This window comes from Actinosynnema sp. CS-041913 (genome assembly GCF_050942485.1).
Taxonomy (GTDB): domain Bacteria; phylum Actinomycetota; class Actinomycetes; order Mycobacteriales; family Pseudonocardiaceae; genus Actinosynnema.
Genome location: NZ_CP192037.1, coordinates 155903 through 181498 on the forward strand (window position 1 = coordinate 155903; position 25596 = coordinate 181498).

At 71.4% G+C, this 25596-nt stretch carries 21 protein-coding genes; 17 read left to right on the forward strand and 4 right to left on the reverse strand.

What is annotated here, in order from left to right:
* Positions 1-5: 5 nt before the first annotated feature.
* The 5 genes from ACQPZF_RS00735 to ACQPZF_RS00755 are packed head-to-tail and all read left to right on the forward strand — an operon-like array spanning position 6 to position 4775.
* Positions 6-740, forward strand: coding sequence for an SDR family NAD(P)-dependent oxidoreductase (locus tag ACQPZF_RS00735; RefSeq protein ID WP_433267168.1), 735 nt, complete (start codon positions 6-8; stop codon positions 738-740).
* Positions 740-2194, forward strand: coding sequence for an AMP-binding protein (locus ACQPZF_RS00740; RefSeq protein ID WP_433267170.1), 1455 nt, complete (start codon positions 740-742; stop codon positions 2192-2194). The genes ACQPZF_RS00735 and ACQPZF_RS00740 overlap by 1 nt, the downstream gene beginning before the upstream one ends.
* Positions 2191-3237: an acyl-protein synthetase gene (locus tag ACQPZF_RS00745; protein WP_433267173.1), complete on the forward strand. Its 1047-nt coding sequence runs from the start codon at positions 2191-2193 to the stop codon at positions 3235-3237. The genes ACQPZF_RS00740 and ACQPZF_RS00745 overlap by 4 nt, the downstream gene beginning before the upstream one ends.
* Positions 3234-4454 (forward strand): acyl-CoA reductase, encoded by a 1221-nt coding sequence (locus ACQPZF_RS00750; protein ID WP_433267175.1) that lies wholly within the window; start codon positions 3234-3236, stop codon positions 4452-4454. Before ACQPZF_RS00745 ends, ACQPZF_RS00750 begins: the two co-directional genes overlap by 4 nt.
* 42 nt (positions 4455-4496) lie before the next feature.
* The gene (locus ACQPZF_RS00755; RefSeq protein ID WP_433267177.1) at positions 4497-4775 is read left to right on the forward strand and encodes a type II toxin-antitoxin system Phd/YefM family antitoxin; all 279 of its coding nucleotides are present in this window, start codon (positions 4497-4499) and stop codon (positions 4773-4775) included.
* Between the two features lie 186 nt (positions 4776-4961).
* On the opposite strand, the gene ACQPZF_RS00760 is transcribed toward ACQPZF_RS00755, so the two are convergent.
* The 3 genes from ACQPZF_RS00760 to ACQPZF_RS00770 are packed head-to-tail and all read right to left on the reverse strand — an operon-like array spanning position 4962 to position 8147.
* Positions 4962-6059, reverse strand: coding sequence for a UDP-N-acetylglucosamine 2-epimerase (locus tag ACQPZF_RS00760; RefSeq protein ID WP_433267179.1), 1098 nt, complete (start codon positions 6057-6059; stop codon positions 4962-4964).
* A 32-nt stretch (positions 6060-6091) separates the two neighbouring features.
* A complete protein-coding gene (gene lhgO, locus ACQPZF_RS00765) occupies positions 6092-7258 on the reverse strand; it encodes an L-2-hydroxyglutarate oxidase (RefSeq protein WP_433267181.1) in 1167 nt (388 codons plus the stop codon).
* 22 nt (positions 7259-7280) lie between these two features.
* A complete protein-coding gene (locus ACQPZF_RS00770) occupies positions 7281-8147 on the reverse strand; it encodes an LLM class flavin-dependent oxidoreductase (RefSeq protein WP_433267183.1) in 867 nt (288 codons plus the stop codon).
* 61 nt (positions 8148-8208) lie between these two features.
* Between ACQPZF_RS00770 and ACQPZF_RS00775 the strand changes: the two genes are divergently transcribed.
* The 12 genes from ACQPZF_RS00775 (at position 8209) to ACQPZF_RS00830 (ending at position 24606) form a co-directional block, all read left to right on the forward strand.
* A complete protein-coding gene (locus ACQPZF_RS00775) occupies positions 8209-9021 on the forward strand; it encodes an HAD family hydrolase (protein ID WP_433267185.1) in 813 nt (270 codons plus the stop codon).
* Positions 9022-9301: 280 nt separating this feature from the next.
* Positions 9302-10399, forward strand: coding sequence for a DegT/DnrJ/EryC1/StrS family aminotransferase (locus ACQPZF_RS00780; protein WP_433267187.1), 1098 nt, complete (start codon positions 9302-9304; stop codon positions 10397-10399).
* A complete protein-coding gene (locus ACQPZF_RS00785) occupies positions 10396-11361 on the forward strand; it encodes a Gfo/Idh/MocA family protein (RefSeq protein ID WP_433267189.1) in 966 nt (321 codons plus the stop codon). The genes ACQPZF_RS00780 and ACQPZF_RS00785 overlap by 4 nt, the downstream gene beginning before the upstream one ends.
* 47 nt (positions 11362-11408) lie before the next feature.
* A complete protein-coding gene (locus ACQPZF_RS00790; RefSeq protein WP_433267191.1) occupies positions 11409-13406 on the forward strand; it encodes a DUF6541 family protein in 1998 nt (665 codons plus the stop codon).
* Positions 13407-13592: 186 nt separating this feature from the next.
* Positions 13593-15605, forward strand: coding sequence for a DUF6541 family protein (locus ACQPZF_RS00795; protein ID WP_433267193.1), 2013 nt, complete (start codon positions 13593-13595; stop codon positions 15603-15605).
* 128 nt (positions 15606-15733) lie between these two features.
* Positions 15734-17761 (forward strand): DUF6541 family protein, encoded by a 2028-nt coding sequence (locus tag ACQPZF_RS00800; RefSeq protein ID WP_433267195.1) that lies wholly within the window; start codon positions 15734-15736, stop codon positions 17759-17761.
* Positions 17762-17807: 46 nt separating this feature from the next.
* Positions 17808-18806 (forward strand): glycosyltransferase family 2 protein, encoded by a 999-nt coding sequence (locus ACQPZF_RS00805; RefSeq protein ID WP_433267197.1) that lies wholly within the window; start codon positions 17808-17810, stop codon positions 18804-18806.
* Positions 18803-20065, forward strand: a complete 1263-nt coding sequence (locus ACQPZF_RS00810; RefSeq protein ID WP_433267199.1) for a hypothetical protein — start codon at positions 18803-18805, stop codon at positions 20063-20065. The genes ACQPZF_RS00805 and ACQPZF_RS00810 overlap by 4 nt, the downstream gene beginning before the upstream one ends.
* A 10-nt stretch (positions 20066-20075) precedes the next feature.
* On the forward strand, positions 20076-20816 hold the full coding sequence (locus tag ACQPZF_RS00815) for a glycosyltransferase family 2 protein (protein WP_433267201.1): 741 nt from the start codon (positions 20076-20078) through the stop codon (positions 20814-20816).
* A 13-nt stretch (positions 20817-20829) separates the two neighbouring features.
* Positions 20830-21279, forward strand: a complete 450-nt coding sequence (locus tag ACQPZF_RS00820) for a DUF2304 domain-containing protein (RefSeq protein WP_433267203.1) — start codon at positions 20830-20832, stop codon at positions 21277-21279.
* Between the two features lie 96 nt (positions 21280-21375).
* Positions 21376-22560, forward strand: a complete 1185-nt coding sequence (gene glf / locus ACQPZF_RS00825) for a UDP-galactopyranose mutase (RefSeq protein ID WP_433267205.1) — start codon at positions 21376-21378, stop codon at positions 22558-22560.
* 147 nt (positions 22561-22707) lie between these two features.
* Positions 22708-24606, forward strand: a complete 1899-nt coding sequence (locus ACQPZF_RS00830) for a glycosyltransferase (RefSeq protein ID WP_433267207.1) — start codon at positions 22708-22710, stop codon at positions 24604-24606.
* A 92-nt stretch (positions 24607-24698) separates the two neighbouring features.
* Here the strand turns inward: ACQPZF_RS00830 and glfT1 are convergent, their stop codons facing one another.
* A complete protein-coding gene (gene glfT1, locus ACQPZF_RS00835; RefSeq protein ID WP_433267209.1) occupies positions 24699-25595 on the reverse strand; it encodes a galactofuranosyltransferase GlfT1 in 897 nt (298 codons plus the stop codon).
* Between the last annotated feature and the right edge of the window lies 1 nt (position 25596).

Consider the following 25596-nt stretch of genomic DNA (forward strand, 5'->3'; position numbering starts at 1 on the left):
CGCCGGTGAGTAGCTTCGACGGCAAGGTCGCGGTGGTGACCGGCGGAACCCGCGGCATCGGGTTCGCCACGGCCGCCGCGCTGGCCGACGCGGGCGCGACGGTGGTGGTCACCGGGCGCGACGCGGACGTGGCCGCCGAGCGGGCCGCCGAGCTGGGGCCGCGGGTGTCCGGGGTCGCGCTGGACGTGACGGACTCGGCGGCGGTGAAGGACGTGTTCAAGGCCGTCGCGAAGGAGCACGGCCGGATCGACGTGCTGGTGGCGAGCGCGGGCGTGCTCGAAGGCGGCCTGATCGGGATGCTCACCGACGAGCACGTCGGCGTCACGCTGGCCACGAACGTCGCCGGGACCATCGCGTGCGTCCAGGCGGCGGCGCGGGCCATGATGCGCAAGCGGTCCGGGTCGATCGTGCTGCTCGGGTCCATCGTCGGCGAGCGCGGCAACGCGGGCCAGACGGTGTACGCGGCGTCCAAGGCGGCGCTGTCCGCGACCGCGAAGTCGGCGGCCAAGGAGCTGGGGCGGCACGGGATCAGGGTCAACGCGGTCGCGCCGGGCGTGATCCGGACCGATCTGATCTCATCGCAGTCGGACGAGGTGTTGGCGAAGGTCCAGGACGACACCGCGCTGGGCCGGCTGGGCACGCCCGAGGAGGTGGCCGCGGTGATCCGGTTCCTCGCGGGCGACGAGGCGTCCTTCGTCACCGGGCAGGTGCTGGGCATCGACGGAGGTCTGGTGCTGTGATGCTGCACCCCACGGCACGGCTGCGGGACGCCGCTTCGGGCGAGCTGATCGGCGGTGCCGAGCTGGCCGAACGGGTCGCGGAGACGGCCCGGTCGTTCGACCGGCTGGCGCCCGGTGTGGTGTTCCTGCGGATCGGGTGGGACCTGCCGGGCGTGCTGCGGTACCTGGGCGCGCTGGAGGCCGGGCGCGCGGTGGCGTTGCTCGATCCGGCGCAGGACCGGGCCGTGCTGGACGACCTGGTGGCGCGGTTCCGGCCGGCGGCCGTGTTCGGGGTGTCTCCCGACGAGGAGCCCGCGCCCGGCTACCGGGTCGCCGAGGGCCACGACGCCGCCTCGGAGCTGATCGCCGGCTCGGGGCAGGGCGCGGACTCGGGGCAGGGCGCTTCGGAGCACGGGTGGGTGCGTGCCGGTGCGGACGGTGTCGTGCCGCATCCCGATCTGGCCGTGCTGCTGCCCACCAGCGGGTCGACCGGGAATCCCAAGTTCGTGCGGCTGTCCCGGCAGGCGCTGCTGGCCAACGCGTCGGCCATCGCCGACGTGCTGGAGATCGGGCCGGACGAGGTCGCGCCGACCAGCCTGCCGCTGCACTACAGCTACGGCATGTCCGTGCTGAACAGCCACCTGCTGCGCGGCGCCACCGTGCTGCTGGAGGGCTCCGGCGTGGTCGCGCGGCCGTTCTGGGACGCGGTCGCCGAGTACGGCGTGACGTCGCTGGCGGGCGTGCCGTACCACTACGAGATGCTGCGGCGGCTGCGGTTCGACCCGGCCAAGTACCCGACCCTGCGGACGTTGACGCAGGCCGGCGGCAAGCTGCGCACCGAGCTGGTGGCGGAGTTCAACGACAGGATGACGGCCGTGGGCGGCCGGATGTTCGTGATGTACGGGCAGACCGAGGCGTCGCCCCGGATGGCCACCGTGCCCGCCGGGCGGCTGGCGGAGAAGCTGGGGTCGGCCGGTCCGGCGCTGCCCGGCGGCGCGTTCTCGATCCGGCTGGACGACGGCTCGGAGACGGTCGAGCCCGAGGCCGTCGGCGAAGTCCTCTACCGCGGGCCGAACGTGATGATGGGGTACGCCGAGTCCGAGGCGGAGCTGGCGTCGGGTGACGACGTCGGCGGTGTGCTGGCCACCGGCGACCTGGGGTACCTCGACGCGGACGGGTACCTGTTCCTCACCGGGCGGCTCAAGCGGATCGGCAAGGTGTTCGGCAACCGGGTCAACCTGGACGACCTGGAGCAGCTCGTGAAGGGCTTCGGCCCGGCGGCGGCCGTCGCGGCGGGCGACAAGGTCGTGGTGTGGCTGGACGGCGTCGCGCCGGACCAGTGCAAACCGGCGGCGAAGGCGCTGGCCGACGCGCTGCACCTGCACGTGACGGGCTTCGACGTGCGGCCTGCCGACGGGTTCCCGCTGCTGCCCAGCGGGAAGATCGACTACCGGTCCCTGGAGGCACAGGTATGAGCGTCTTCGCCCGACCCCAGGCAGAGCGGGAGACCGAGCTGCTGGCGTCGCTGACCGAGCTGACCGCGCACCACCGAGAGCGGTGCGCGCCGTACGACCGGATCCTGTCGTCGCTGGGCGCCCCCACGTCGTTCGACTCGGTGGCGGACCTGCCGTGGCTGCCGGTGCGGATGTTCAAGACGCACGACCTGAAGAGCATCCCGGACGACGAGGTGTTCAAGGTGCTGACGTCGTCCGGGACCACGGGCGCGGGCGCGTCGCGGATCTACCTGGACAAGGAGGCCGCCGCCGTGCAGCCCCGCCAGCTCGGGGCGACGCTGCGCGAAGTGCTCGGCGGCAAGCGGCTGCCGATGCTGATGGTGGACACGGTCAGCATCATCAAGGACCGCCGCTCGTTCTCGGCGCGCGGCGCGGGCGTGCTGGGCATGGCGAACTTCGGCCGGAGCCACGTGTACGCGCTGGACGAGCACGACCAGCCGGACGTCGCCGCGATCAAGGACTTCCTGGCCCGGCACGGCTCGGAGCCGTTCCTGATCTTCGGGTTCACCTTCATGGTGTGGCAGTACCTGTACGAGGTCGCGCGGGAGCACTCGCTGGACCTGTCGAACGGCATCCTCGTCCACTCGGGCGGGTGGAAGAAGCTGATCGACATCGCGGTGGACAACGCCGAGTTCCGGCGGCGGTTCGCCGCGGACACCGGGTTGACGAAGATCCACAACTACTACGGGATGATCGAGCAGATCGGCACCGTGTTCCTGGAGGGGCCGTCCGGGAACTCGCTGTACTGCCCCGACTTCGCCGACGTGATCATCCGCGACCCGGACACCTGGGAGGAGCAACCGGTGGGGAAGCCGGGGGTCATCGAGGTGATCTCGACGCTGCCGCGCTCGTACCCGGGTCACGTGCTGCTGACCGAGGACCTCGGGGTGGTGCACGGGATCGACGACGGCGACTGGCCGGGGAAGAGGTTCTCCGTGCTGGGACGGCTGCCGCGGGCCGAGGCTCGTGGGTGCTCGGACACGTTCTCCGGAGCGGTGGCATGAGGCGGCGGTTCCCGGCCGGCCCGGACGTGGCGGTCGATGAGTTGCTGGCGGGGTTGTCCGCGGAGCCCTCGGGCGGGCCGTTGCGGGTCGGCGATCCGCGGATCGTGGACTTCCTGGTGGCGTTCGCGCGGAAGTTGCTGGCGCCTGCCACGGCCCGGCGGTTCCCGGAATTGGCCTCGCTCGGGTTCTTCCTGCGGCGTGGTGAGATCACCAAGGTGCTTGCTGGTCCGTCTCGGGCCGGGGTGTTCCGGTTTCCCCGCGGGTTGGTGTTCCACGTGCCGCCGGCCAACGTGGACACCATTTTCGTGTATTCGTGGGCGTTGTCGGCGTTGGCCGGGAACCGGAACGTGGTGCGGATCTCGCCTCGTTCGGCCGGTGCGGCTTCGGCCGTGGTCGACGCGTTGAACGAGGCTTTGGCTACGGCCGATCCGGTGGTGGCGCAGACGCAGGTCATGGTCACCTACGACCGGGACGAGTCGGTTACGGCTGCGTTGTCGGCGGCTTGTGATCTGCGGGTCATCTGGGGTGGGGATCGGGCGGTGACCGAGGTGCGTCGGGCGCCGTTGGCTCCGCATGCGCGGGATGTCACGTTCCCGGATCGCGCTTCGTTCGCGGCTATTTCGGTGGACGGGTGGGCGGCGGCCTCGTCGTCTGTTCGGCGGGATGCTGTCGTCGGGTTCTACAACGATTCTTATTGGTTCGATCAGGCTGCGTGTGCTTCGCCTCGTGCCCTTTTCTGGGTCGGGGATGCCGCTGGGGCGGCGCGTGGGCGTGATGAGTTCCTGGCTTTGTTGAGTTCGGTCCTGGCGGCCAAGGGGCATGTGGTGGAGCCCGCGATGGCCGTGCAGAAGCGGGTTTCGGCTTATGGGGTGGCGGCGGACGGGCACGCCCGGTCCGTTCGGTTCGACGGCAATGCGGTGGCTTTGCTGGAGTTGTCTTCGGCGGCTGAGGTGCCTCGGGAGTGGTTGGGGGCCGGGACTTTTCCGTTGGCCACTTTGCCTTCGCTGGGGGCTTTCGCGTCGTTGGTGGAGCGCAAGGATCAGACGCTGTCGGTGTTCGGGTTCTCGCAGGAGGAGTTGGAGTCGTTGGCGTTCGACCTCGCCGGGCGCGGGATCGACCGCATCGTGCCGTTCGGGTCGGCGTTGACGTTCTCCCCGCTTTGGGATGGGTACGACCTGCTGGCCGAGTTCACCCGGCTGGTCACCGTCAAGGCCTGATTCCGCGTAGCACGCTGTGCTGCGCGGGGCCACACTTGGTTCGTGAAGGTCATCAGCCAGCGTGAGTTCCTCAACAACTCCGCCTCGGTCATGGACGCCGTGGAAGCAGGGGAGACTTATCACGTCACCCGCAACGGCGTGGAGATCGCCGAACTGCGCCCTCTTGCTCGCAGGCGGCGGCTGACCGCCGAGGAACTGGTCGAGCGGCATCGGAAGTTGCCGCGAGTCGATCACGCCGAATTGCGGCGTGAGGCGGACGCGTTCTTCGGCACCGAGGATCGGATCGGCGGGGTCGATCGGTCGGAGCGCGATCGTGGCTGAGCGTCATGAGGCGGGTGCGCTGGACACCAGCACCTTGGTCTGAATCGTGAAAGCGAGCGGTCGCGTTCGGTCGGGTCGAAGGCGCCGCTCGCCGCTGGGGAGGCCATCCGGGGAGAACACGAGGCCCGGTCTGTGTGCTGGCGCGGGCGGGTGGTGGGGGAGCGGGCGTGGCCGTTGCGTGTTCGTTCAGCAGTAGCCGAGTTGGGTCAGGGTGTCCACCACGATTTTGCTCGGGTGGAACTGGTCCATGCGGTTCGGCAGGCGGTACGACTCGTAGTTGTCCAGGAATTGGCGTAGTTTGTCGCCGTTCATCCCGGTCAGCAGCAGCGTCGTCCCCGGGCCGTGGCGGTCTTCCGTGCGTTCGCGGTGGATTGCGCACGGCACGCCCAGGTAGTTGCATTCCGCCTGTAGGCCGCCCGAGTCCGTCACCACGAACTTCGCCCTCGCCATGATCGGCAGGAACGCCAGGTAGCGCAGCTTCGGCTTGAGGATGAAGCGCTCGTCGTCGAACAGGTCGCCCAGGCCGTACTGCTTGATCCGGTCCTGTTCCGGAGGGCCGGCCAGGTAGAGGATCGGCATTTTCTCGCCGGCCTTGCGGAGCAGTTCCAGGGCCTCGCGGTACTTGTCGGCGCGGGAGACCAGTTCGAAGCGGTGGAGGGTGGCCAGGCCGAATTCTTCCGGTAGCGGGAAGGTGGGTTCCGCGTCGATGGCCAGGCGCATTGCGTCGATGGCCGTGTTCGCGCCGGTGTTGATCACCGCGCCGCGGGCGTTGCGGAGGTTGTGGACTTCCTTCGCCGTCGGCGCGAAGTGCAGGTCCACGATCTTCGCCGCCAGTTTCCGGTTCAGTTCCTCCGGCAGGGGGGACAGCAGGCTGCCGGACCTCGCGCCCGCCTCCACGTGCGCCACCCGGGACTTCAGGATGCGCTTGCCGATCAGCGCGCCGTACGGCGTGGTGAACGTGTCGCCGTGCACGATGACCAGCGGAGGACGGCCGTCGTCGGTCAGGATCGACCGGAGTTCCGCGCGCCTCGTCCACGCGTTGCGCAGGACCGTGGCCGCCCAGCCCGGGACCTGCGCCGGGCGTTCGATGTGGACGGCCTGCTCCTTCGGCACCAGCCAGACGGCCGGTTCCGGCAGCCTCAGGTCGGCCAGCGTCTCGGCGACGTGGTCGACGTGCTGCGCGGTGAACCAGATCTGCGGTTTCGTGCCCCGGTCGGAGATGGCGTGGAAAACCGGGGCGATCTTGATCAGTTCCGCGGTGGTGCCGAGGATGAAGGAGATCACGGCGGGCAGAATACCGGGGGGAAAACCGCGTCCTATTCCCGCGTCAGGTCCGCCACGTGCTTCGCGATCTCCAGTGATCCGGTCGCGGCCGGGGACGGTGCGTTCAGCACGTGCACCTGGCGTGGCGCGGTCTCGATCAGGAAGTCGTCCACCAGGCTGCCGTCCGCGCGCATGGCCTGGGCGCGCACGCCCGCCTCCGCGGGCGCCAGGTCGTGCTCCTGGACGGCGGGCACCAGGCGGGCCAGGCCGGCGGCGAAGCGTTTGCGGGAGAACGAGCGCCGCACCTCGTCCAGGCCGGTCCTCGCGTACTTGCGGGCCAGTTTCCAGGTGCCGGGGAACCTCGCCACCTCCAGCACGTCCCGCCCGGAGAAGTCCTGCCACCGGTAGCCCTCGCGGCGCAGCGCGAGCACCGCGTTGGGGCCGCAGTGCACGCTGCCGTCGAGCATCCGGGTCAGGTGCACGCCCAGGAACGGCAGCGTCGGGTCCGGCACCGGGTAGATCAGGCCGCGCACCAGGTCGCGGCGGCGCAGTTCGAAGTACTCGCCGCGGAACGGCACGATGGTCGCGGACGGCGTGACGCCGGCCAGCCGCGCCACCCGGTCGCTGTGCAGGCCGGCGCAGTTGACCAGCGCGTCCGCCCGGACCACGCCCCGCGGGGTCGCCACCTCGACCTTCGCGCCGCGCGTCCGGATCGCGAGCGCCGGGGTGCGCAGGCGCAGGTCGTGCTCCCGCAGGTTGCGGACGAGGGCCGCGCACACCGCCGGGAAGTCGATGATGCCGGTGCTCTCCACCCGCAGCGCCTGCACGCAGGCCACCTCGGGCTCGTAGTCCAGCGCCTCGTCGGCCGAGATCAGCTTGGCCGGCACGCCGTTCGCCTCGGCGCGCTCGGCGAGGGCGTGCAGCCTCGGCAGCTCGTCGGACGAGGTGGCCACCACGAGCTTGCCGCAGACCTCCACCGGCACGCCGTGCTCCCGCGCGAAGTCGACCATGGACCGGTTGCCCGCCACCGACATCCGCGCCTTCAGCGACCCCGGCCGGTAGTACAGCCCGGCGTGCACCACGTTGCTGTTGTGGCCGGTCTGGTGGGCGCCCCAGCGGCCTTCCTTCTCCAGGACCGTCACCCGGTCGCCGCGGGTGGCGAGTTCGTTCGCCACCGCCAAACCCACGATCCCGCCGCCGATGACCACGATGTGCCGCACGGGGCGTGAATCTACGCGGAGTTCAGCCGAGCGCGGGCAGCACTTCGGCGGCGATCTCCTCCAGCACGGTCTCGCGGCCCGCGTACACGCCGTCGTGGCGCGGCCAGTGCACGATCACGTCGGTGAAGCCCAGCTCCTCGGCCCGCCCCACGGCGTCCCGGAACGTCTCCACGCTGGTCAGCGAGTACACCGGGGCCGAGTCGAAGCTCAGGTAGCGGTCGACGCGACGGCCAGCCTCGTGCTGCGCCTCGGTGAACCTCTCCGCGAGTTCGGCGACGCCGTGCCACCACTGCTCGAAGTCCTCGGTCCGGGGACCGCCGGTGACCCAGCCCTGACCGCGCAGCGCGGCGATCCGCATCGCCTTCGGGCCGTCGGCCGCGACCAGGAACGGCATCCGCGGCCGTTGCACGCCGCCGGGCGCGCTGCGGGCGTCCACAGCGGCGAAGTGCTTGCCGTGCCACGTGGTCCGGTCCTTCCGCAGCAGCTCGTCCAGCAGCTCCACGAACTCGCCGAACCGCTCGGTGCGCTCCGCCGCCGGGAGCTGCGGCCCGCCGAGCACGTCGGTGTCGTAGCCGTCGCCGCCCGCGCCGACGCCGAGCGTGACGCGGCCGTCGGAGATGTCGTCCAGGGTGAGCAGCTCGCGGGCGAACGGCACCGGGTGGCGGAAGTCCGGGCTTGCCACGAAAGTGCCGAGCCGGATGCGTTCCGTCACCATCGCGGCGGCGGTCAGCGTCGGCACCGCGCTGAACCACGGGCCGTCGACGTGCGCGCGCCAGGCCAGGTGGTCGTAGGTCCACGCGTGGTGGAACCCGTACTCCTCGGCCGCGCGCCATTTCGGTTCGGCGAACCACCAGCGGTGCTCTGGAAGGATGACGATGCCGGTGCGCACGGACGTACGGTAACCAGGTGTTCGTCTCGCGCCCACGGCGGCACCAGGCATCATCGGTGCTGTGGAAAGACCTGGACTGGTGGCCTCGGACGTCGACGGAACCCTGCTCAGCCCCCTGCACGGGGTGACCGACCGCACGGCGGCGGCGGTGCGGCGGGTGGTGGCGGCCGGGGTGCCGTTCGTGCTCGCCACGGGCCGCCCGCCGCGCTGGGTGCCGGACATCGCCGAGGCGGCCGGGCTCGACGGGTACGCGGTGTGCGCGAACGGGGCCGTGCTCTACCACCTCGGCGAGGACCGGGTGGTGTGGCAGCGGACGCTGGACCCGGTGCTGCTGGGCGACATCATGGGCGCGCTGGACCGGCTGCTGCCGGGGGTGGCGTTCGCGGTGGAGCGGATGGGCGAGTCGGCGTTCGACGAGACCGTGCCGCAGTTCATCGCCGAGGACGCCTACCGGCACCCGTGGCCGGAAGGGCCGACGCCGAACGGCGACCGGACCGGGATGCTCGCCCGGCCGGTGGTAAAGCTGCTGGTCCGGCACCGCGAGATGACCAGCGAGGACATGGCGCTCGCGGTCGGCGAGCTGCTCGCGGGCCAGGTGGACGTGACGTTCTCCACCAGCATGGGCCTGGTCGAGCTGGCCGCGCCGGGCGTGACCAAGGCCACCGGGCTGGCGGACGTGGCCGAGCGGCTGGGCGTCGCGGCGGAGGACTGCGTGGCGTTCGGCGACATGCCCAACGACGTCGAGATGCTGGCGTGGGCGGGGCACGGCGTGGCGATGGCCAACGGCCACCCCGACGCGCGGGCGGCGGCGGACGAGGTGACCGGCCCGAACTCCGAGGACGGCGTCGCGATGGTCCTGGAACGGTGGTTCTAGCCGCCGGCGCGGTCGTCACCGAAACCTGTCCGGCCGCCGACGCGAATGTCACCAGGACTGTTCCGGCCGCCGGCGCGGTGGTCACCAGGACTTTCGTCCGCAACCCCGGCACCTGGACGTGACCGGGCGGCGATGCGCGCGTCGTCCCCGTGTGGGTGGCGGCGACAACCCTGGCCGAGTGCCACGCGTCCCTAGAGGTAGCGTGTGGCCCCGCGATGCATGGCCGAAGGCACCGTGTCGGGCGTTGTGCCGGGCATTTCGAAGGCGGAGAGACTGCTGAATGATCCCCATCACTGTCGTTGACGTGGCGGCGGCCGAGGAGCTGGTGCTCCAGGTGCTGCGCTCCGGAGCCATCGCGCAGGGCCCCATGGTCAAGCGGTTCGAGGATGAGTTCGGCAAGGTCGCCGGCGTGCCGCACGCGGTCGCCGTGAACAACGGCACGACCGCGCTGGTCGCGTCCCTCCAGGTGCTCGGCCTGAAGCCCGGCGACGAGGTGGTGACCTCGCCGTTCACCTTCGTCGCCACGCTCAACGCGATCCTGGAGGCCGGCGCCACGGCCCGGTTCGCGGACATCTCCGAGGACGACTTCAACATCGACCCGGACGCGGTGGCGCGGGCCGTCACACCGCGCACCAAGGTCCTGATGCCGGTCCACCTCTACGGGCAGATGGCGGACATGGGCCGCCTCGCCCCGCTCGCCGGGGAGCACGGCCTGGCGCTGGTCGAGGACGCGGCGCAGGCGGTCGGCGCGACGTTCGACGGCCGGCCCGCCGGCAGCTACGGGCTGGGCTGCTTCTCGCTCTACGCCACCAAGAACATCACCACCGCCGAGGGCGGCGTGATCACCACCGCCGACGACACCCTCGCGGACCGCCTGCGGGTGCTGCGCAACCAGGGCATGCGGCAGCGCTACCAGTACGAGGTGGCCGGCCACAACTACCGGATGACCGACGTGCACGCCGCGATCGGCATCCCGCAGTTGGAGCAGCTCGCCACCATCACCGAGGCGCGGCAGCGCAACGCCGAGACGCTGAACAAGGGCCTGGCCGACATCAAGGGCCTGAAGACGCCCCGGACCCTGCCCGGCCGCACCCACGTGTGGCACCAGTACACGGTGCTGATCACCGACGACGCCCCGGTGAGCCGCGACGAGGTCGCCGCGAAGCTCACCGCGAAGGGCATCGGCAACGGCATCTACTACCCGAAGACGGTCTTCGACTACGACTGCTACCGGGACGACCCGAACGTCGTCGTCTCCGACGTGCCGGTGGCCGAGAAGGTCGCCCGGCAGGCGCTGTCGCTGCCGGTGCACCCGAAGCTCACCGACGCGGACCTGGACGCCGTCGTCGCCGCCGTCCGCGAGGTGCTGGGCGCATGACCCCGAGGATCGCCCTCGTCGGCGTGGGGTCCATGGGCTCCCTGCACGCCCGCGTGACCAGCCAGAACGAGCACTGCGCGCTGACCAGGATCGTCGACCCGCGCGAAGAGGTCGGCAAGAAGGTCGCCGACACCTACGGCGCGGCGTGGACGCCCGAGATCGGCGACCTGTCCGACGTGGACGCGGTGGTGCTCGCCTCCGCCACCGAGACGCACCACGGGCTCGCGCTGGAGATCCTGAACCAGGGCAAGCCGCTGCTGGTGGAGAAGCCGGTGTGCGCCGACCTCGCGGAGACCGAGGAGGTGCTGGCGCTCGCCGCGCGGCAGGGCGTGCCGGTCATGTGCGGCCTGCTGGAGCGCTACAACCCGGCCGTGATGACCGCGCTGGAGCTGCTCACCGAGCCGGTGTACGTGTCGGCGGTCCGGCACTCGCCCTACGCGCCGCGCATCCGCACCGGCGTGGCGTGGGACCTGCTGGTGCACGACGTCGACCTGGCGATCCGCTGCATGGGCGGCGCGGAGCCGAACGGCTTCTCGGCGGGCGTCGGCCAGTTCCACCCCGACTCGGTCCCCGGCGCCGAGGACGTGGTGAACACCCTGATGAGCTTCCCGTCCGGCGCGATCGCGTCGGTGTCGGCGAGTCGGATCGGGCAGCGCAAGATCCGCACGCTGTCCATCACCGAGCTGGACCGGCTGATCGAGGTCGACCTGCTCACCCGCAACATCACCATCTACCACCACGTGTCGCAGGACGCGGCGACACCGGACGGGCGCGGCTACCGCCAGCAGGCGATCATCGAGATCCCCGAGCTGGTGACCGCGCGGGAACCGCTGGCCACCCAGCTCGACCGGTTCCTGGACCTGATCGAAGGCCGCGTCGACGCGGACGCGGAACGCGCGTCCATCCTGCCTTCGCACCGCGCGGTGGCCGCCGTGCGGGCGCAGTCGACCTCCGCTCGATGACGAGCCGTTCCTCGGCGAACGGACCGAAAGCACAGGGGAACCGATAGATGATTGCCCTGGTCGTCCTGGCCTACTGGGTGCCGGGCCTCGCCCTGGGACTCGCGTTGAGACTCCGCGGGTGGACTCTCGCGGCCATCGCGCCCGCGTTGACGTTCGGCATGGTGTCTCTCGCCGTGGTGGTGCTGCCCCGCGTCGGGATCACCTGGAACATCCTCACCGCCCTGCTCTGGGCCGCCCTGCTGGTCGGCCTCGCGGCGCTGGCGTCGTGGCTGGTCGGCCGCCGCGCGCCGAAACCCGCCGAGGACGCCGGAGCCGGCGGGGGCGCCCGAGCCGCCGAGGACGCCGGTGCCACCGGGAATGCCGGTGCCACCGCGAACGCCGAGGTCGCCGGGGACCGACCGCGTCGGCGGGACCACGTCATCGTGGGCGTCGGCGTGGCGCTGGGCATGGCGTGGGGCCTGTTCACGTACCTGCGCGGCATCGGGTCCGTGACGGCGGTCAGCCAGGACTGGGACGCGCCGTACCACGGCAGCGCCATCCGCTGGATCGCCGACCACGGCAACCTGTCGCCCGCCGACCTGGCCGTGCTGGCGAACACGCCGGGCAAGGCCGGCTACTTCTACCCGAACACGTACCACGCGCTGCTGGCGCCGGTGCTCGACACGGGCGCGCTGGACATGGCGGTGCTGCTGAACTTCGCCGCGATGATGGTGCTGCTCATGTGGCCCCTCGGGGTCGCGGCGTTCGGCCTGGCGTGGCGGCTGCCGCCGGTCGGCGTGGCGGTGGCGGCGCTGGTGTCGACGTGGTTCGGCACGTTCCCGTACGACCTGATGTGGCGCGGCCCGCTGTGGCCGTTCGTGGCGGCGGTGGCCCTGGTGCCCGCGACGCTGGCGTTGTTCCGGCCGGTGCTGGACGGCGGACGTGGCATCGGCGCGCCGGTCGCGATCGCGGTGTCCCTGGCGGGCCTCGTCGGGCTGCACACCAGCCTGGCGTTCGTGATCGCCATCTACGGCGCGATGCTGGCCCTGGCGCTGCTGTTCCGGCTGGAGAAGACGGACTGGCGGAAGTCCCGGCGGCCGATCGTGCTGACCGTCGTGCTCGGCGCGCTGTTCGCGGTGCCCGCGGTGCTGCCCGCGCTGGCCAACGTCGGCGGCATCACCGGCGCCGAGTGGCCGGTGCTGGGCACGACGTTCAGCGCGTTCAGCCAGGCCGCGCTGTTCTCCTCCAGCGACCCGCCCGCGTTCTACTGGATCGGCGTGCCGGCGCTGCTGGGCGTGCTGCTCCTGCTGTGGCGTCGCCGGGTGGTGTGGGCGGTGGCCGCGTACGCGGTGTTCGCGGCCATGTTCGTCTCGGCGGTGTCCCACATGCTGCCGTTCCTGAGCGTGCTGACCGGTCCGTTCTACAACGACGCGTGGCGCATCGCGGCACTGTTCCCGCTGGTGGGGGCCATCGCGGTGGGCGAGTTGGCGAACACCGCCGGCACCGCCGCGACCGCGTTCCTCAAGCCCCGCGTGGACCGGCCGCGGGTCGCGGTCGCGCTGCCGGTGGCGGTCGCGCTCGCGCTGGTGGCGGTGCTGGCCGTGGGCAGCGGCGGCTACCTCCGGACGAACACCCACCGCCTGTCCTGGCACATGGCCGACAGCGGCGTGGTGAGCAAGGCCGAGGTGGAGGCCTACCACTGGCTGGGCGAGCGGGTGCGGCCCGGCGAGGTGGTGGCGAACGACGTGCGCGACGGGGCGGTGTGGATGTACCCGCTGGCCGGCGTGACGCCGATGAACTGGAACTACTACGGGCCGCCGGAGAACAGCGACGTCTGGTGGCTGGAGCACAACTTCAACCGCCTGGACAGCGATCCCAAGGTGCGTGAGCTGGTGGACCGGATGAACATCCGGTACGCGATCCTCGGCGAGGGCATGGTCCAGCGGAAGGGCGAGCGCGCGCCGGGCATGACGAACCTGGGCTCGGTGCAGCACCTGCGGAAGGTCTTCCAGAACCCCGACACCGTGGTCTACGAGGTGCTGCCGGAGGGCTCCACCAGTCCCTGACGCGAAGCGCCGGGCCGGAATCGACCCGGGAGATCCTCGTATTCGCGGTCGGCGGGCGTGGCCTCGTGCGGTCGAATCCTGGCCCCTTGTGGTGGGCGTGGCATCGGCGAAAGCATCGCTTCCGCCGATGACCGTCGACGTCACTGAGGACTCGATGACGGACCGCTCGCACACCGTGGTAGCCGGGTGATCGCCCGCGATCTCGCAGCGCTGGCCGTGGCGCTGGCGACGGTCGTCCTCCCCGGTTCCGCCCTGCTCCTCGCCCTCGGTGTCCGTCGTCCGGTGTGGCTGGTCGGCCTCTCGCCGGCGGCGTCGGTGGGCGTGGCGACGCTGACCGCCGTCCTCTGCGCGCCGCTCGGCCTCGCGTACGGGCCGCTCCCGCTGGGAGTAGTGACCGCCGCGCTCCTCGCCGCCGCGGTCCCGCGATTACGCCGCGCGCGGGATTCGCCGGTCCACCGGACTCCCGCGCCGTCGCAAGCCGGGCGGATGGCCGGCCTGTTCCTCGTCCTGGGCGCGATCGCGGTCAGCGTCCGCACGTGGTGGTCCGGGCTGAGCACGCTGTCCACCGTCGGCCAAGAGCACGACATGATCACCCACTACATGGTCACCGCGTACATCCAGCGCACCGGCCGTGGCGCGCCGTGGGAGCTGATGCCCACCGACGTCCTCACCGACTCGGGCGTCGCGTTCTACCCGGCCGGCCTGCACCTGCTGATGGCCCCGGTCTCGACCCTGCTCGGCGACACCGTGATCGGCATGAACGCCGTGACGGTCGTCGTGCTCGGCTTCGGCTGGGCGACCTCCATCGCCGTCCTGGCCCACGTCGCCGCCCGCCGCGCCCGCCTCACCCCCTCGTCGGCCATGCTCGCCGCGGGCGTCGCGGCGGTGGTCGCGGTCGGGCTCTACCGGCCGGTGTTCTCGCTGATCCACGAAGGCGGGATCCTGCCCAACGCCACCACCCTCGTGCTCACCCCCGGCGTGCTCGCGGCGCTGCTCACGCTGCGCCGGAGCTGGACCGCCGCGGTGGGGGCGGGCATCGGCGCGATGGGCGCGCTCGCCGTCCACCCCAGCGCCCTGGCGTCGGTCGGCGTGAGCCTGCTCGGCTGGTGGGTCGGCGACGCCCTCACCAAGGGCGGTCCGCGCCGGATCGTCGCCGCGCTGCCGCGATTAGCCGCCGCCGGCGGGGTGGCCGTGGTCGCGGGGCTGCCGGTGCTGGCGCAGGTGTTCGGAGTGGCCGGCGGCGCGCCGAACGCGGGCGCGGACGTCGGCCCCGCGCTGTTCGGCCCGGCGCTCGGCAACGCGCTCGCGCTGGTCTACAGCGGGTACCTCCCGGGCAACCAGGGGAACGCGCAGGTCGCGGCGGCCGTGCTCACACTGCTCGGCGTGATCGCGGTGCTGGCGACCCGGCGGGCGCTGGGCGCGCTGACCGCGTGGACCGCCTGGCTGCTGGTGGAAGTGGCGTTCCTGACCAGCCCGGCACGCGGTGCGGAGTCCCTGATCACCGGTTTCTTCTACCACGCCCACCTGCGCGTCTGGTCGCACCTGTCGCTGTTCGCGCCGGTCCTCGCCGGGCTGGGCGTGGTGCTGGCGGCGTCCGGCGTGGTGCTGTGGTCCGCGCGCGCCGTCCCGGCCCTCCGCCCGTGGGCCCGGTGGACGGCGGTCGGGCTCGCCGCCGTCGCGGGCACGGCGTACCTGGCGTGGCCGGCGATCGGCTACTCTCACACGGAGACCCGCTACCTGGCGAGCCGGTACGCGCAGCCGGACTTCGTGCGGGTCGACGCCGACGACGAGCAGGCCATCGACTGGCTGGCGGTCCGGGTGCGGCCGGGGGAACGGGTGCTCAACTCGGCCAACGACGGCTCCACGTTCCTGTACGTGCGAGAGGGCGTCGCGATCGTCAACACCAGCTCGCTCGGCAACGCGAAGTCGCCCCACACCTACCGGCTGCTGAGGGACTTCAACCGCTTCCCGGACAACCCCGAGGTGCGCAAGGCGCTGCACGACCTGAACATCCGCTGGGTCTACGTGGACACCAGGGCGCCGCAGATCGGCGCGGGCTCGTCCCCGGAGAACTGGGTCGGCGGGTCCGTGTTCTCCACCGCCGCCGGCCTGCACGACCTCGACGGACTGCCCGGCCTGCGGCTCGGGTTCCGCGCCGGCAGCGTGTCGGTGTACGGGCTGGACCTCGGCTCCACCTGATTTCCGAGCCGTACACACATCTGAAAAGATCAGCCGATTCGGGCCGGGATAGCATCACGGCGGCTATCCCCCCGACTCGACTTGCCGAGGGACTTGATGAACCCCACTGCGATCCTCCGGGTGAGCACTTGATCAGCCGCGACGCGATCGCCATCGTGGTGGCGCTGCTGGTGGTCGTCCTGCCCGGTGCGTCACTGCTGTTCGCGTTCCGGGTTCGGGTCGGGCCGTGGTTCGTCGGGTTGTCGGCCGCCGCGTCGGTGGGCGTGGCGACGTTGACCGCGATGGCGTGCGCGGTCGTCGGGCTGCGCTACGGCCCGGTGACCCTCGGCTTGGTGACCGGTGTCCTGCTGGCCGTGGGCGCGTTCCGGTGGTTCCGCGGCCGGGGTGAGCGGCGCCGTAGGACGCCCGTGTCGTGGCGGGCCGGGCAGGTGCTCGGTGTGCTGCTGACGTTGGGCGCCATGGTGCTGGGCGGCATCGCCTGGTGGGGCGGACTGGGCACGCTGTCGACCGTCGGCCAGGAGCACGACCTGATCGTGCACCACATGCTGACCGCGTACATCCAGCGCAGCGGCAACGGCGCACCGTGGCAGGTGTTGCCGGCCGACGTGCTCACCGGCAGCGGAGTGGCGTTCTACCCGGCCGGCGTGCACCTGCTCGCGGGAGCCACCGGGGCGGTGATCGGCGACACCGTGGTGGCGCTGAACGCCGTCACGATCGTCGTCCTCGGCTTCGGCTGGGCGGCCTCGCTCGCCGCGCTGGCCTACGTCGCCGCCCGCCGGGGCGGCCTCGGCACGTCGTCGGCGGCGCTCGCGGGCGGGGTGGCCGCGCTGGTCGGCGCGGGCCTCTACCGACCGGTCTTCTCGCTGATGCACGAGGGCGGCATCCTCGCCAACGCCACCGCGATGGTGCTGGTGCCCGGCGTGCTGGCGGCCTTGCTCAGCGTGCCGCGCAAGGGCTGGAGCGCGGTCGTGCCGCTCGCCATCGGCTGCCTGGGCATCCTCGCGGTGCACCCCACCTCGCTGGCGTCGGTCGGGGTGAGCCTGGCCGCGTGGCTGGTCGGCGACGCCCTGGTCCGGGGCGGTTGGCGGCGGGTCTGGGGCGAACTGCCGAAGCTCGCCGCGGCGGGCGGGCTCGCGGTCGTCATCGGGCTGCCGCTGCTGCTCCAGATCCTCGGCGTCGGCGGCGGTGCGGTGGACCGGTTCGGCGCGGACATCGCGCCCCAGCCGTTCAGCCAGGTCCTGGGCAACGCGTTGGGCCTGGTCTACTCCGGCTGGGTGCCGGACAGCGCCGGCTACCCCCAGTTCGCCGCGGTCCTGATGACGCTGCTCGGCGTGGTCGCCGTCCTGCTGACCAGGCGCGGCATGGGCGCGCTGACCGCGTGGTTCGGGTGGCTGTCGATCGAGATCGCGTTCGCGACCAGCCCGACGTCCGGGCCGGAGACCCCGCTCGCCGGCCTGTTCTACAACGCCCACCTGCGGATCTGGTCGCACCTGTCGCTGTTCGTGCCGGTGCTGGCCGGTCTCGGCGTGGCGATCACGGCGGCCGGCGCGGCGCTGTGGCTGGCCAGGGTCGCGCCGGTGACCCGGGCCCGGGTCCGGTGGGTGTCGCTGGTCCTGGCGTTCCTCGCCGGCGTCGGGTACCTGTTCGGGCCCGGCGTGAAGTACGCCGAGGTGGGGGCCGAGTACCTGACCACCCGCTACGCGCAGCCGCACTTCAGCCGGGTCGGGCCGGACGACGAGGCGGCCATCGCGTGGCTCGCGGACCGGGTCCGGCCCGGTGAACGAGTGCTCAACTCGGCCAACGACGGCTCCACGTTCCTGTACGTGGAGAAGGGCATCCCGATCGTCAACGCGATGTCGCTGGGCAGTGAGCGCGCGCCGTACACGTACGAGCTGTTGAAGCGCTTCAACCAGTACCCGGAGGACGCGGAGGTGCGCAAGATGTTGCGCGACCTCAACGTGCGGTGGCTGTACGTGGACGTCGTCGCTCCCGGCATCGGTTCGGGGATCTCGCCGAACGACTGGGTGGGGCAGCCCAGCTTCGCCCTGGCGCCCGGGTTCGCCGACCTGGACGGCCTGCCCGGTCTGAGCCTGGGGTTCCGGTCCGGCACGGTGTCGGTGTACGAACTGGACCTGGACGCGGCCAGGGCGCCCTGACGGGCCCTGGGAACCCGGGGCCCCGCGCCGCTGGATACTGTGCCGCGTGAGCGATTACCCCAGCCTGAGCGTTGTCATCCCGGTGTTCAACGAGCCCGACTGGATCGGCCGCTCGGTCGGCGCGCTGCGCACCGCGCTGGAGAACGCCCGGTGGGACGCCGAGATCGTCGTCGTGGACGACGGCAGCACCGACGACACCCCGGCGCGGCTCGCCGAGCTGCCCGGTGTCACGGTGGTCACCCAGCCCAACGGCGGCCGGTTCGCGGCCCGGCTCGCGGGCATCACCGAGGCGTCCGGCGAGCTGGTGCTGATGCTGGACAGCCGCGTGATCCTGGAGCCCGGCTCGCTGGTGTTCCTGCGCGACCAGCTAGTCGCGCACCCCGAGCGCACGGTGTGGAACGGGCACATCAACACGGACAACACGGGCAACCCGTACGGCGCGTTCATGCAGGGCCTGGTGGCCGTCGGGTGGCGGCGGTACGTGGCCGACCCGCGCCTGACGTCGTTCACCGCCGAGGACTTCGACGCGTTCCCCAAGGGCACCGGCCTGTTCCTCGCGCCGCGCAAACTCCTGGCGGAGGCCGCCGGGTCGTTCTCGTCGCTGTACGACGACGTGCGGCTGGCCAGCGACGACACCCGGATGCTGCGCTGGATCGCCGAGCAGGGGCCGATCTTCATCGCGCCCGGCTTCGCCGCCGAGTACAACAGCCGCGACTCGCTGCCGAAGTTCGTGAAGCACGCGTACTTCCGGGGCAGCACCTTCGTCGACGGGTACCTCGACTCGCCCGGACCGGTGCGCAACGCGGCGTTCGCGGCCGGCGGGCTGGGCGTCCTGGGCGCCGTCCTGCTGCTGCGCAAGCCGAAGGCCGCGGTCGCGCTGGCCGCCGCCGGGTCCGTGGCGGCGGGTGCGGTGGTGCGCAAGTGCGGCGGGTCGAAGGACCAGTCGCTGGCGGTGGTCAAGCTGCTGTCGCTGTTCGCCGCGTGCTTCGGCGCGGGGGCGGTGCGCGGTTTGGCGCTGGCGCTGCGCAAGCGCCTGGGCAGGTGAGCACCGCGCCGGTGGCGGGCCGGTCCCTCGGCACGGTCGGCATCGCCACGCTGGTCGCGGCCGGTCTCGGGTATCCGCTGCTGATCGTCACCGCGCGCGTGCTGTCGCCCGCCGACGCGGAGACCTTCCTGACGTTCTGGGGCCTGGTGTTCGGCGCCGGGTCGGCGATGGCGCCGATCGAGCAGGAGGTGTCCCGCCAGGCGGCGCTGGCCGAGGTCGCGGGTAGGCGGACCGGGTTCGGCGCGGTGCAGGTCGTGGCGGTGTGCGCGGTCGGCGTGGTGCTGCTGGGGCTGGTCGTGATGCTGCCGCCGGTCAGCGAGCGGCTGTTCGGGTCTGGTGGGCCGGTCGCGGCGGTCGCGGCGGCGGGCGCCATCGGGTTCGCGTTCCAGTTCGGGCTGCGCGGGCTGCTGATGGGCCATCACCGGGTCAGGCCGTACAGCGCGCTGGTGGTGGCCGAGGCGCTGGTGCGGGCCGTGCTCTTGGGCGGGTTCGTGCTGGCCGGACTGACCGGGCTGGTGCCGCTGACGGTCGCGGTGGCGGCCGGGTCGTTCGCGTGGCTGGTGTTCGCCTGGCGCGGGCGTTCGACGCTGGACCTCAAGTCCGGGCGCGAGCCGTGGGGCGTGATTGTTCGGCGGATGTTCATCCTGGTGCTCAGCGCCGGGCTCACCGCCAGCGTGCTCACCGGCTACCCGGCGGTCGTGAAGCTGTTCAAGACCCCTGCCGACGGCGACACGCTGTCGGCGCTGTTCCTGACGTTGACGGTGGCCCGGCTGCCGCTGCTGCTGCTGTCCCCGGTGCAGGCGATGGCCGTGCCGACGGTGGTGCGGCTGTCCGTGGACGCGGACGGGCGGCGCAGGCTGCGGGCATTGCTGGCCAAGGGCGCGGCCGTGGCGGTCGGTGTGGCGGCGGTGGGCGCGGCGCTGGGCGCGTTGCTCGGGCCGTGGGCGGTGCGGCTGATCTTCGGCTCGGAGTACGTGGTCCAGCCGTGGGCCGTCGCCGGGCTGGTGTGGTCGTCCATCGTGCTGGGCGCGGTGATGCTGCTGGCGGCCGTGCTCGTGGCGCGCAAACGGGGCAACGCGGTGCTGCTGCTGTGGGCGCTGGTGGCCGCGCTGAGCGTCCTGGTGCTGTGGCTCTCGCCGGGGGAGATCGTCGTGCGGGCGGTCCTCGGGCTCGTCGTCGCGCCCACCGTGGGGCTCGCGGTCGGGGCGTGGCTGGTGCTTCGGGAACGCGCCGAAGGCACCGCGGACGAGAGTCGTTAGGCTGCTCACCGTGTCTGACTCGGTCGACCTGCGTCGAGTGCTGGTCGTTCTGCCGGCGCTGAACGAAGAACACAACATCGACAAGATCGTCGCCGAGGTGATGGCCGAACTGCCCGAGGTCGGCGTGCTGGTGGTGGACGACGGCTCCACCGACCGCACCGCCGCACGGGCGCGGGAGAGCGGCGCGCAGGTGGCGCGGCTGGCCGTGAACCTCGGCGTCGGCGGCGCCATGCGCACCGGCTTCCGGTACGCCGTGCGGCACGGGTACCAGGTCGTCGTGCAGGTCGACGCGGACGGCCAGCACAACCCGGCCGAGGTGCCCGACCTGCTGCGTGAGCTGGCGCATGCCGACCTGGTGATCGGCGCGCGGTTCGCGGGCAAGGGCGAGTACAAGGCACGCGGCCCCCGGCGGTGGGCGATGAAGGTGTTCTCGGTCGTGCTGTCCTGGCTGTCCGGCCAGAAGCTGACCGACGTGACGTCGGGCTTCAAGGCCGCCGGCCCCCGTGCGGTGGCGCTGTTCGCCCAGCACTACCCGGCGGAGTACCTCGGCGACACGCTCGAATCGCTCGTGATGGCCGTCCGCTCGGGCCTGGAGATCCGGCAGGTGCCGGTGGCCATGCGGATGCGGATGGCGGGGACGCCGAGCACGTCACCGGTCAAGTCCGCGGTCTACCTGCTGCGCGCGTGCATGGCGCTGATCTTGGCCCTGATGCGCCGCAAGCCCGTCAAGGGCTTCCCCGAAGCCGCCTAGGAGGTCGGCCACCATGCCCGAGTGGCGGTTGTTGAGCATCGTGCTCGCCGTGTTGGTGCTGGTCATCGTCGTGGAGATGATGCGGCGGCGGAAGCTGCGCGAGAAGTACGCGGCGATGTGGCTGTTCGTCGGGCTGGGCGTGGTGCTGCTCGGCGCGGTGCCCGGACTGCCGTCGTGGCTGGCCGGCCTGACCGGCGTGCAGCTCGCGGCGAACTTCCTGTTCGCGGTGGCGGCCTTGGTGCTGCTGTTCGTCGTGTTGCAGCTCAGCAGCGAGGTCGGGCACCTGGAGGAAGAGGTGCGCACGACCGTGGAGGAGATCGCCCTGCTGCGCTGCGAGCTGGAGGACGCGCGCGGTGAGCTGGGCAAGCGCCTGGCGGCGGCGGAGGACCGGCTGGAGCGGCCGGCCGCCGCTCCCTTGGCGGCTCCGGTCGTGACTCCGGGTGACCGGGCCGAACGCGCCTGAAACGCGTTTCACCGTCCTTGATCGACAAACCGGAACCGCCCGCGTCCCCTGGGGTGGGAAGTGTCACGGCGGGTCACTGCCGTACGCTCAATCGCCGTGAGCTTCGCAGGATATGACCTGATCGTGGTCGGTTCCGGCTTCTACGGCCTGACCGTCGCCGAGCGTGCCGCCAGCCAGTTGGACAAGCGCGTGCTGGTCCTGGAACGCCGTGAGCACATCGGTGGCAACGCCTACTCCGAGGCCGAGCCGGAGACCGGGATCGAGGTGCACCGCTACGGCGCGCACCTGTTCCACACGTCCAACAAGCGGGTCTGGGACTACGTCAACCAGTTCACCGAGTTCACCGGGTACCAGCACCGCGTGTTCGCCATGCACGACGGCACCGCGTACCAGTTCCCGATGGGTTTGGGCCTCATCACGCAGTTCGTCGGCCGCTACCTCAGCCCCGACGAGGCACGCGCCTGGGTGGCCGAGCACGCCGCCGAGATCGACTCGAAGGACGCGAAGAACCTGGAGGAGAAGGCCATCTCGCTGATCGGCCGCCCCCTGTACGAGGCCTTCGTCCGCGACTACACCGCGAAGCAGTGGCAGACCGACCCGAAGGAGCTGCCGGCCGCGGTCATCAGCCGGCTGCCGGTCCGCTACACGTTCGACAACCGGTACTTCAACGACACGTACGAGGGCCTCCCCAAGGACGGCTACACGGCGTGGCTGGAGAAGATGGCCGACCACCCGAACGTCGAAGTCCGGCTGAACACCGACTTCTTCGACGTCAAGGACGACCTCCCGGCGGGCACGCCGATCGTCTACACCGGCCCGGTCGACCGGTACTTCGACTACTCCGAGGGCTGGCTGGGCTGGCGCACGCTGGACTTCGAGCGCGAGGTCCTGCCGACCGGCGACTTCCAGGGCACCCCGGTGATGAACTACAACGACGCGGACGTGCCGTTCACCCGCATCCACGAGTTCCGGCACTTCCACCCGGAGCGCGACTACCCGACCGACAAGACGGTCATCGTCCGCGAGTTCTCCCGCGCCGCGGAGAAGAACGACGAGCCGTACTACCCGATCAACACCGCCGAGGACCGCGCCAAGCTGGAGCGCTACCGCGAGCTGGCCAAGCGGGAGGCGGCGGAGCGCAACGTGCTGTTCGGCGGTCGGCTGGGCACCTACAAGTACCTGGACATGCACATGGCGATCGGATCGGCGCTCACCGCGTTCGACAACAAGATCGCGCCGCACCTCACCGACGGCGCGCCGCTCGACGGCAACCTGGACTGACACCCCGGCCGGCACCGCGTCGCCGACCGCCGGCGACGCGGTATGGTCGCTGGTATCACCTGATAGCCCAGGCCGCACCACCTCGACACGGTGGTCGCCCACACCCGATTCTCGAACCGCTCCCGTTGGTTCGCCGGAGGAAAGCACGTGACCGAGCACAGCTCCAGTGGCGGCATCGACCCGAGCAAGGTGCTCCAGCGGGTGATCCTGCCCCGCGACGAGGACCCGCTGGACGTCCGTCCGCTGTACCTGGACGAGCCGGACAACGTGCACTCGCACGTGTCGTCCCGCCGTTCGGTGACCGTCCCGGCGTCGGCGAAGGTGTCGTTCGCCTCCTACTTCAACGCGTTCCCGGCCAGCTACTGGAAGCGGTGGACGGTCGTGGAGGAGGTCGTGCTGCGCATGCGGCTGCGCGGCGCGGGCCGGCTGGACGTCTACCGGTCCAAGCCGAACGGCGACCCGATCCACCTGGACGGCCGGCCGATCCGGTCGCCGAAGGGCTGGACGGTCGTCGAGTTCCGGGTCGGTCTGAAGCCGTTCGAGGACGGCGGCTGGATCTGGTTCGACGTGTTCACCGACGACCACACGCTGGAGATCGGCGAGGCCGCCTGGACCACGGACCAGGAGCTGCCGCCGCAGAAGGTCGCCATCGGCATGACGACCATGCGCCCGGTGGACGCCGTGATCGCGCTGCGCGCGCTGGGCGAGGACCCGGTCGTGCTGGACGTGGTGCAGAAGGTGTTCGTCGCGGACCAGGGCGCGGTGAAGGTCCGGGACACCGAGGGCTACGCCGAGGCGGTCAAGCTGCTCGGCGACAAGCTCGAAGTGATCGAGCAGGACAACCTGGGCGGCTCGGGCGGCTTCACGCGCGGCCTGTACGAGGCGATCGAGCACACCGACGTCGACCAGATCATGCTGATGGACGACGACATCCGGCTGGAGCCGGACGCGGTGCTGCGCTCCAACGCGTTCGCCCGCGCGGCGGCGCAGCCGGTCATCGTCGGCAGCCACATGCTCAACCTCCAGGCCCGCGCCCGCCTGCACAGCATGGGCGAGGTCGTGGACCTGGCCTCGGGCTACTGGCGGCCCGCGCCGGGCGCGGTCACCGACCACGACTTCGGCGAGGAGTCGCTGCGTGAGACCGAGGAACTGCACCTGCGCATCAACTCCACCTACAACGGCTGGTGGATGTGCCTGTTCCCGCGCGAGGTGGTGCAGCGCACCGGCTACCCGCTGCCGCTGTTCATCAAGTGGGACGACGCGGAGTACTCGCTGCGCGCGCTGGAGGCCGGCTACCCCACGGTGTCGCTGCCCGGCTCGGCGGTGTGGCACATGCCGTGGACGGACAAGAACGACGCGACGGACTGGCAGGCCTACTTCCACACCCGCAACCGGCTGGTGCTGGCGGCCCTGCACAGCCCGTACGACATCCGCTCGACGCTGCTCAAGCAGGGCTTGAAGCTGTCGCTGCGGCACCTGCTGTCGATGGAGTACTCGACGGTGGCCGTGCAGCAGAAGGCCATCGAGGACTTCCTCGCCGGCCCGTCGAAGCTGTTCGAGTCGCTGCGCACGGCGCTGCCGGAGGTCCAGGCGCTGCGCAAGACCTACTCGGACGCCCAGGTGCTGCCCTCGGCCCGCGAGTTCCCGCCGCCGACGTTCGACATGGTGCGCGCGGAGGCGATGCTGAAGCCGCCGACGAACCCGGCGACGATCGCGGCGGAGGCGGCGAAGGCGCTGGTGCACAACCTGCGCGCGCCGGAGCTGTCCACCACGAAGCGCCCGCAGATCAACGTGCCGGCGACGAACGCGCGCTGGTTCCTGCTGGGCAACCTGGACAGTGCGACGGTCTCCAACGCGGACGGCAGCGGGGTGGCGTTCCGCAAGCGTGACCCGAAGGAGTTCAAGCAGCTCATGGCGCGTGCGGTGCGCAACTACCGGCGCTTGGGCCAGGAGTGGCCTCGCTTGAAGCAGGTGTACCGGGACGCGCTGCCCGAGCTGACCTCCGTCGAGGCTTGGCGGAAGGTCTTCGAAAATAACTCGGTCTGATCAACGGACAAAGCGGTGTGGCTCCATTCCGGGCCACACCGCTTTTCTGTTTCCAGTCGAAGTGCGCCGCCACGACGTGCGGAGCGGGAGCATCACTTTCGGAAGAACTTCTCCCGCTGGCCCTGCCGCACCAGTTTGACCCATTCGACGAATGCCTTCGGGTCCTTCCGCACGGCGATGAAGTACAGCCCGAACCGGAAGAACTCCAGCATTCCCAGCTTGCGCATCCCCGGCTGGGACAGCAGGTAGCCCCGGTTGCGGTAGGTGTAGTACCGCTTCACCGGGTTCTCCGGGTCCTGCGCGTGGAACCGGCCGCCGAGCATCGGCTTGAACTCGTCCGACCCGTCCGGGTGCAGGTAGGCGACCTTCAGCGACGTCCCGAACGGCAGTCCGGTGCGCACCAGCCGGCGGTGGATCTCCACCTCGTCGCCGCGGAAGAACAGCCGGTAGTCCGGCACGCCCACCACGTCCACCGTCGACGCCCGGAACAGCGCGCCGTTGAACAGCGACGCGATACCCGGCAGGAAGTCCGCGCCCAGGTCGGACGTGCGGCGCTTCCAGGTCAGGCCGCGGCGCAGCGGGAACGCCAGCTTCTCCGGCTGCTCGATGTTGGTCACCACGGGCGAGATCGCGGCCAGCTTCCGCCGGTCCGCCTCGGCCAGCAGGACCTCCAGCACCGTCTCGTCGGCGGGCCGCCCGTCGTCGTCGGCCAGCCACAGCCAGTCCGCGCCGAGCGACAGGGCGTGCAGCATGCCCAGCGCGAAGCCGCCCGCGCCGCCCAGGTTGCGGTGCGACGCCAGGTACGTCGTGGGGATGGGGCACTGCTCGACGAGGTCGTCCACGGGCTGGTCCGGACCGTTGTCCACGACCACCAGGTGGTCCAGCGCCCTGGTCTGGGAGGCCAGCACCTTCAGCGACTGGGCCAGCAGCTCGCGCCGGTGGCGGGTCACCACGACCCCGACCACGGAGCCCTTCGGCAACGCGCTCACG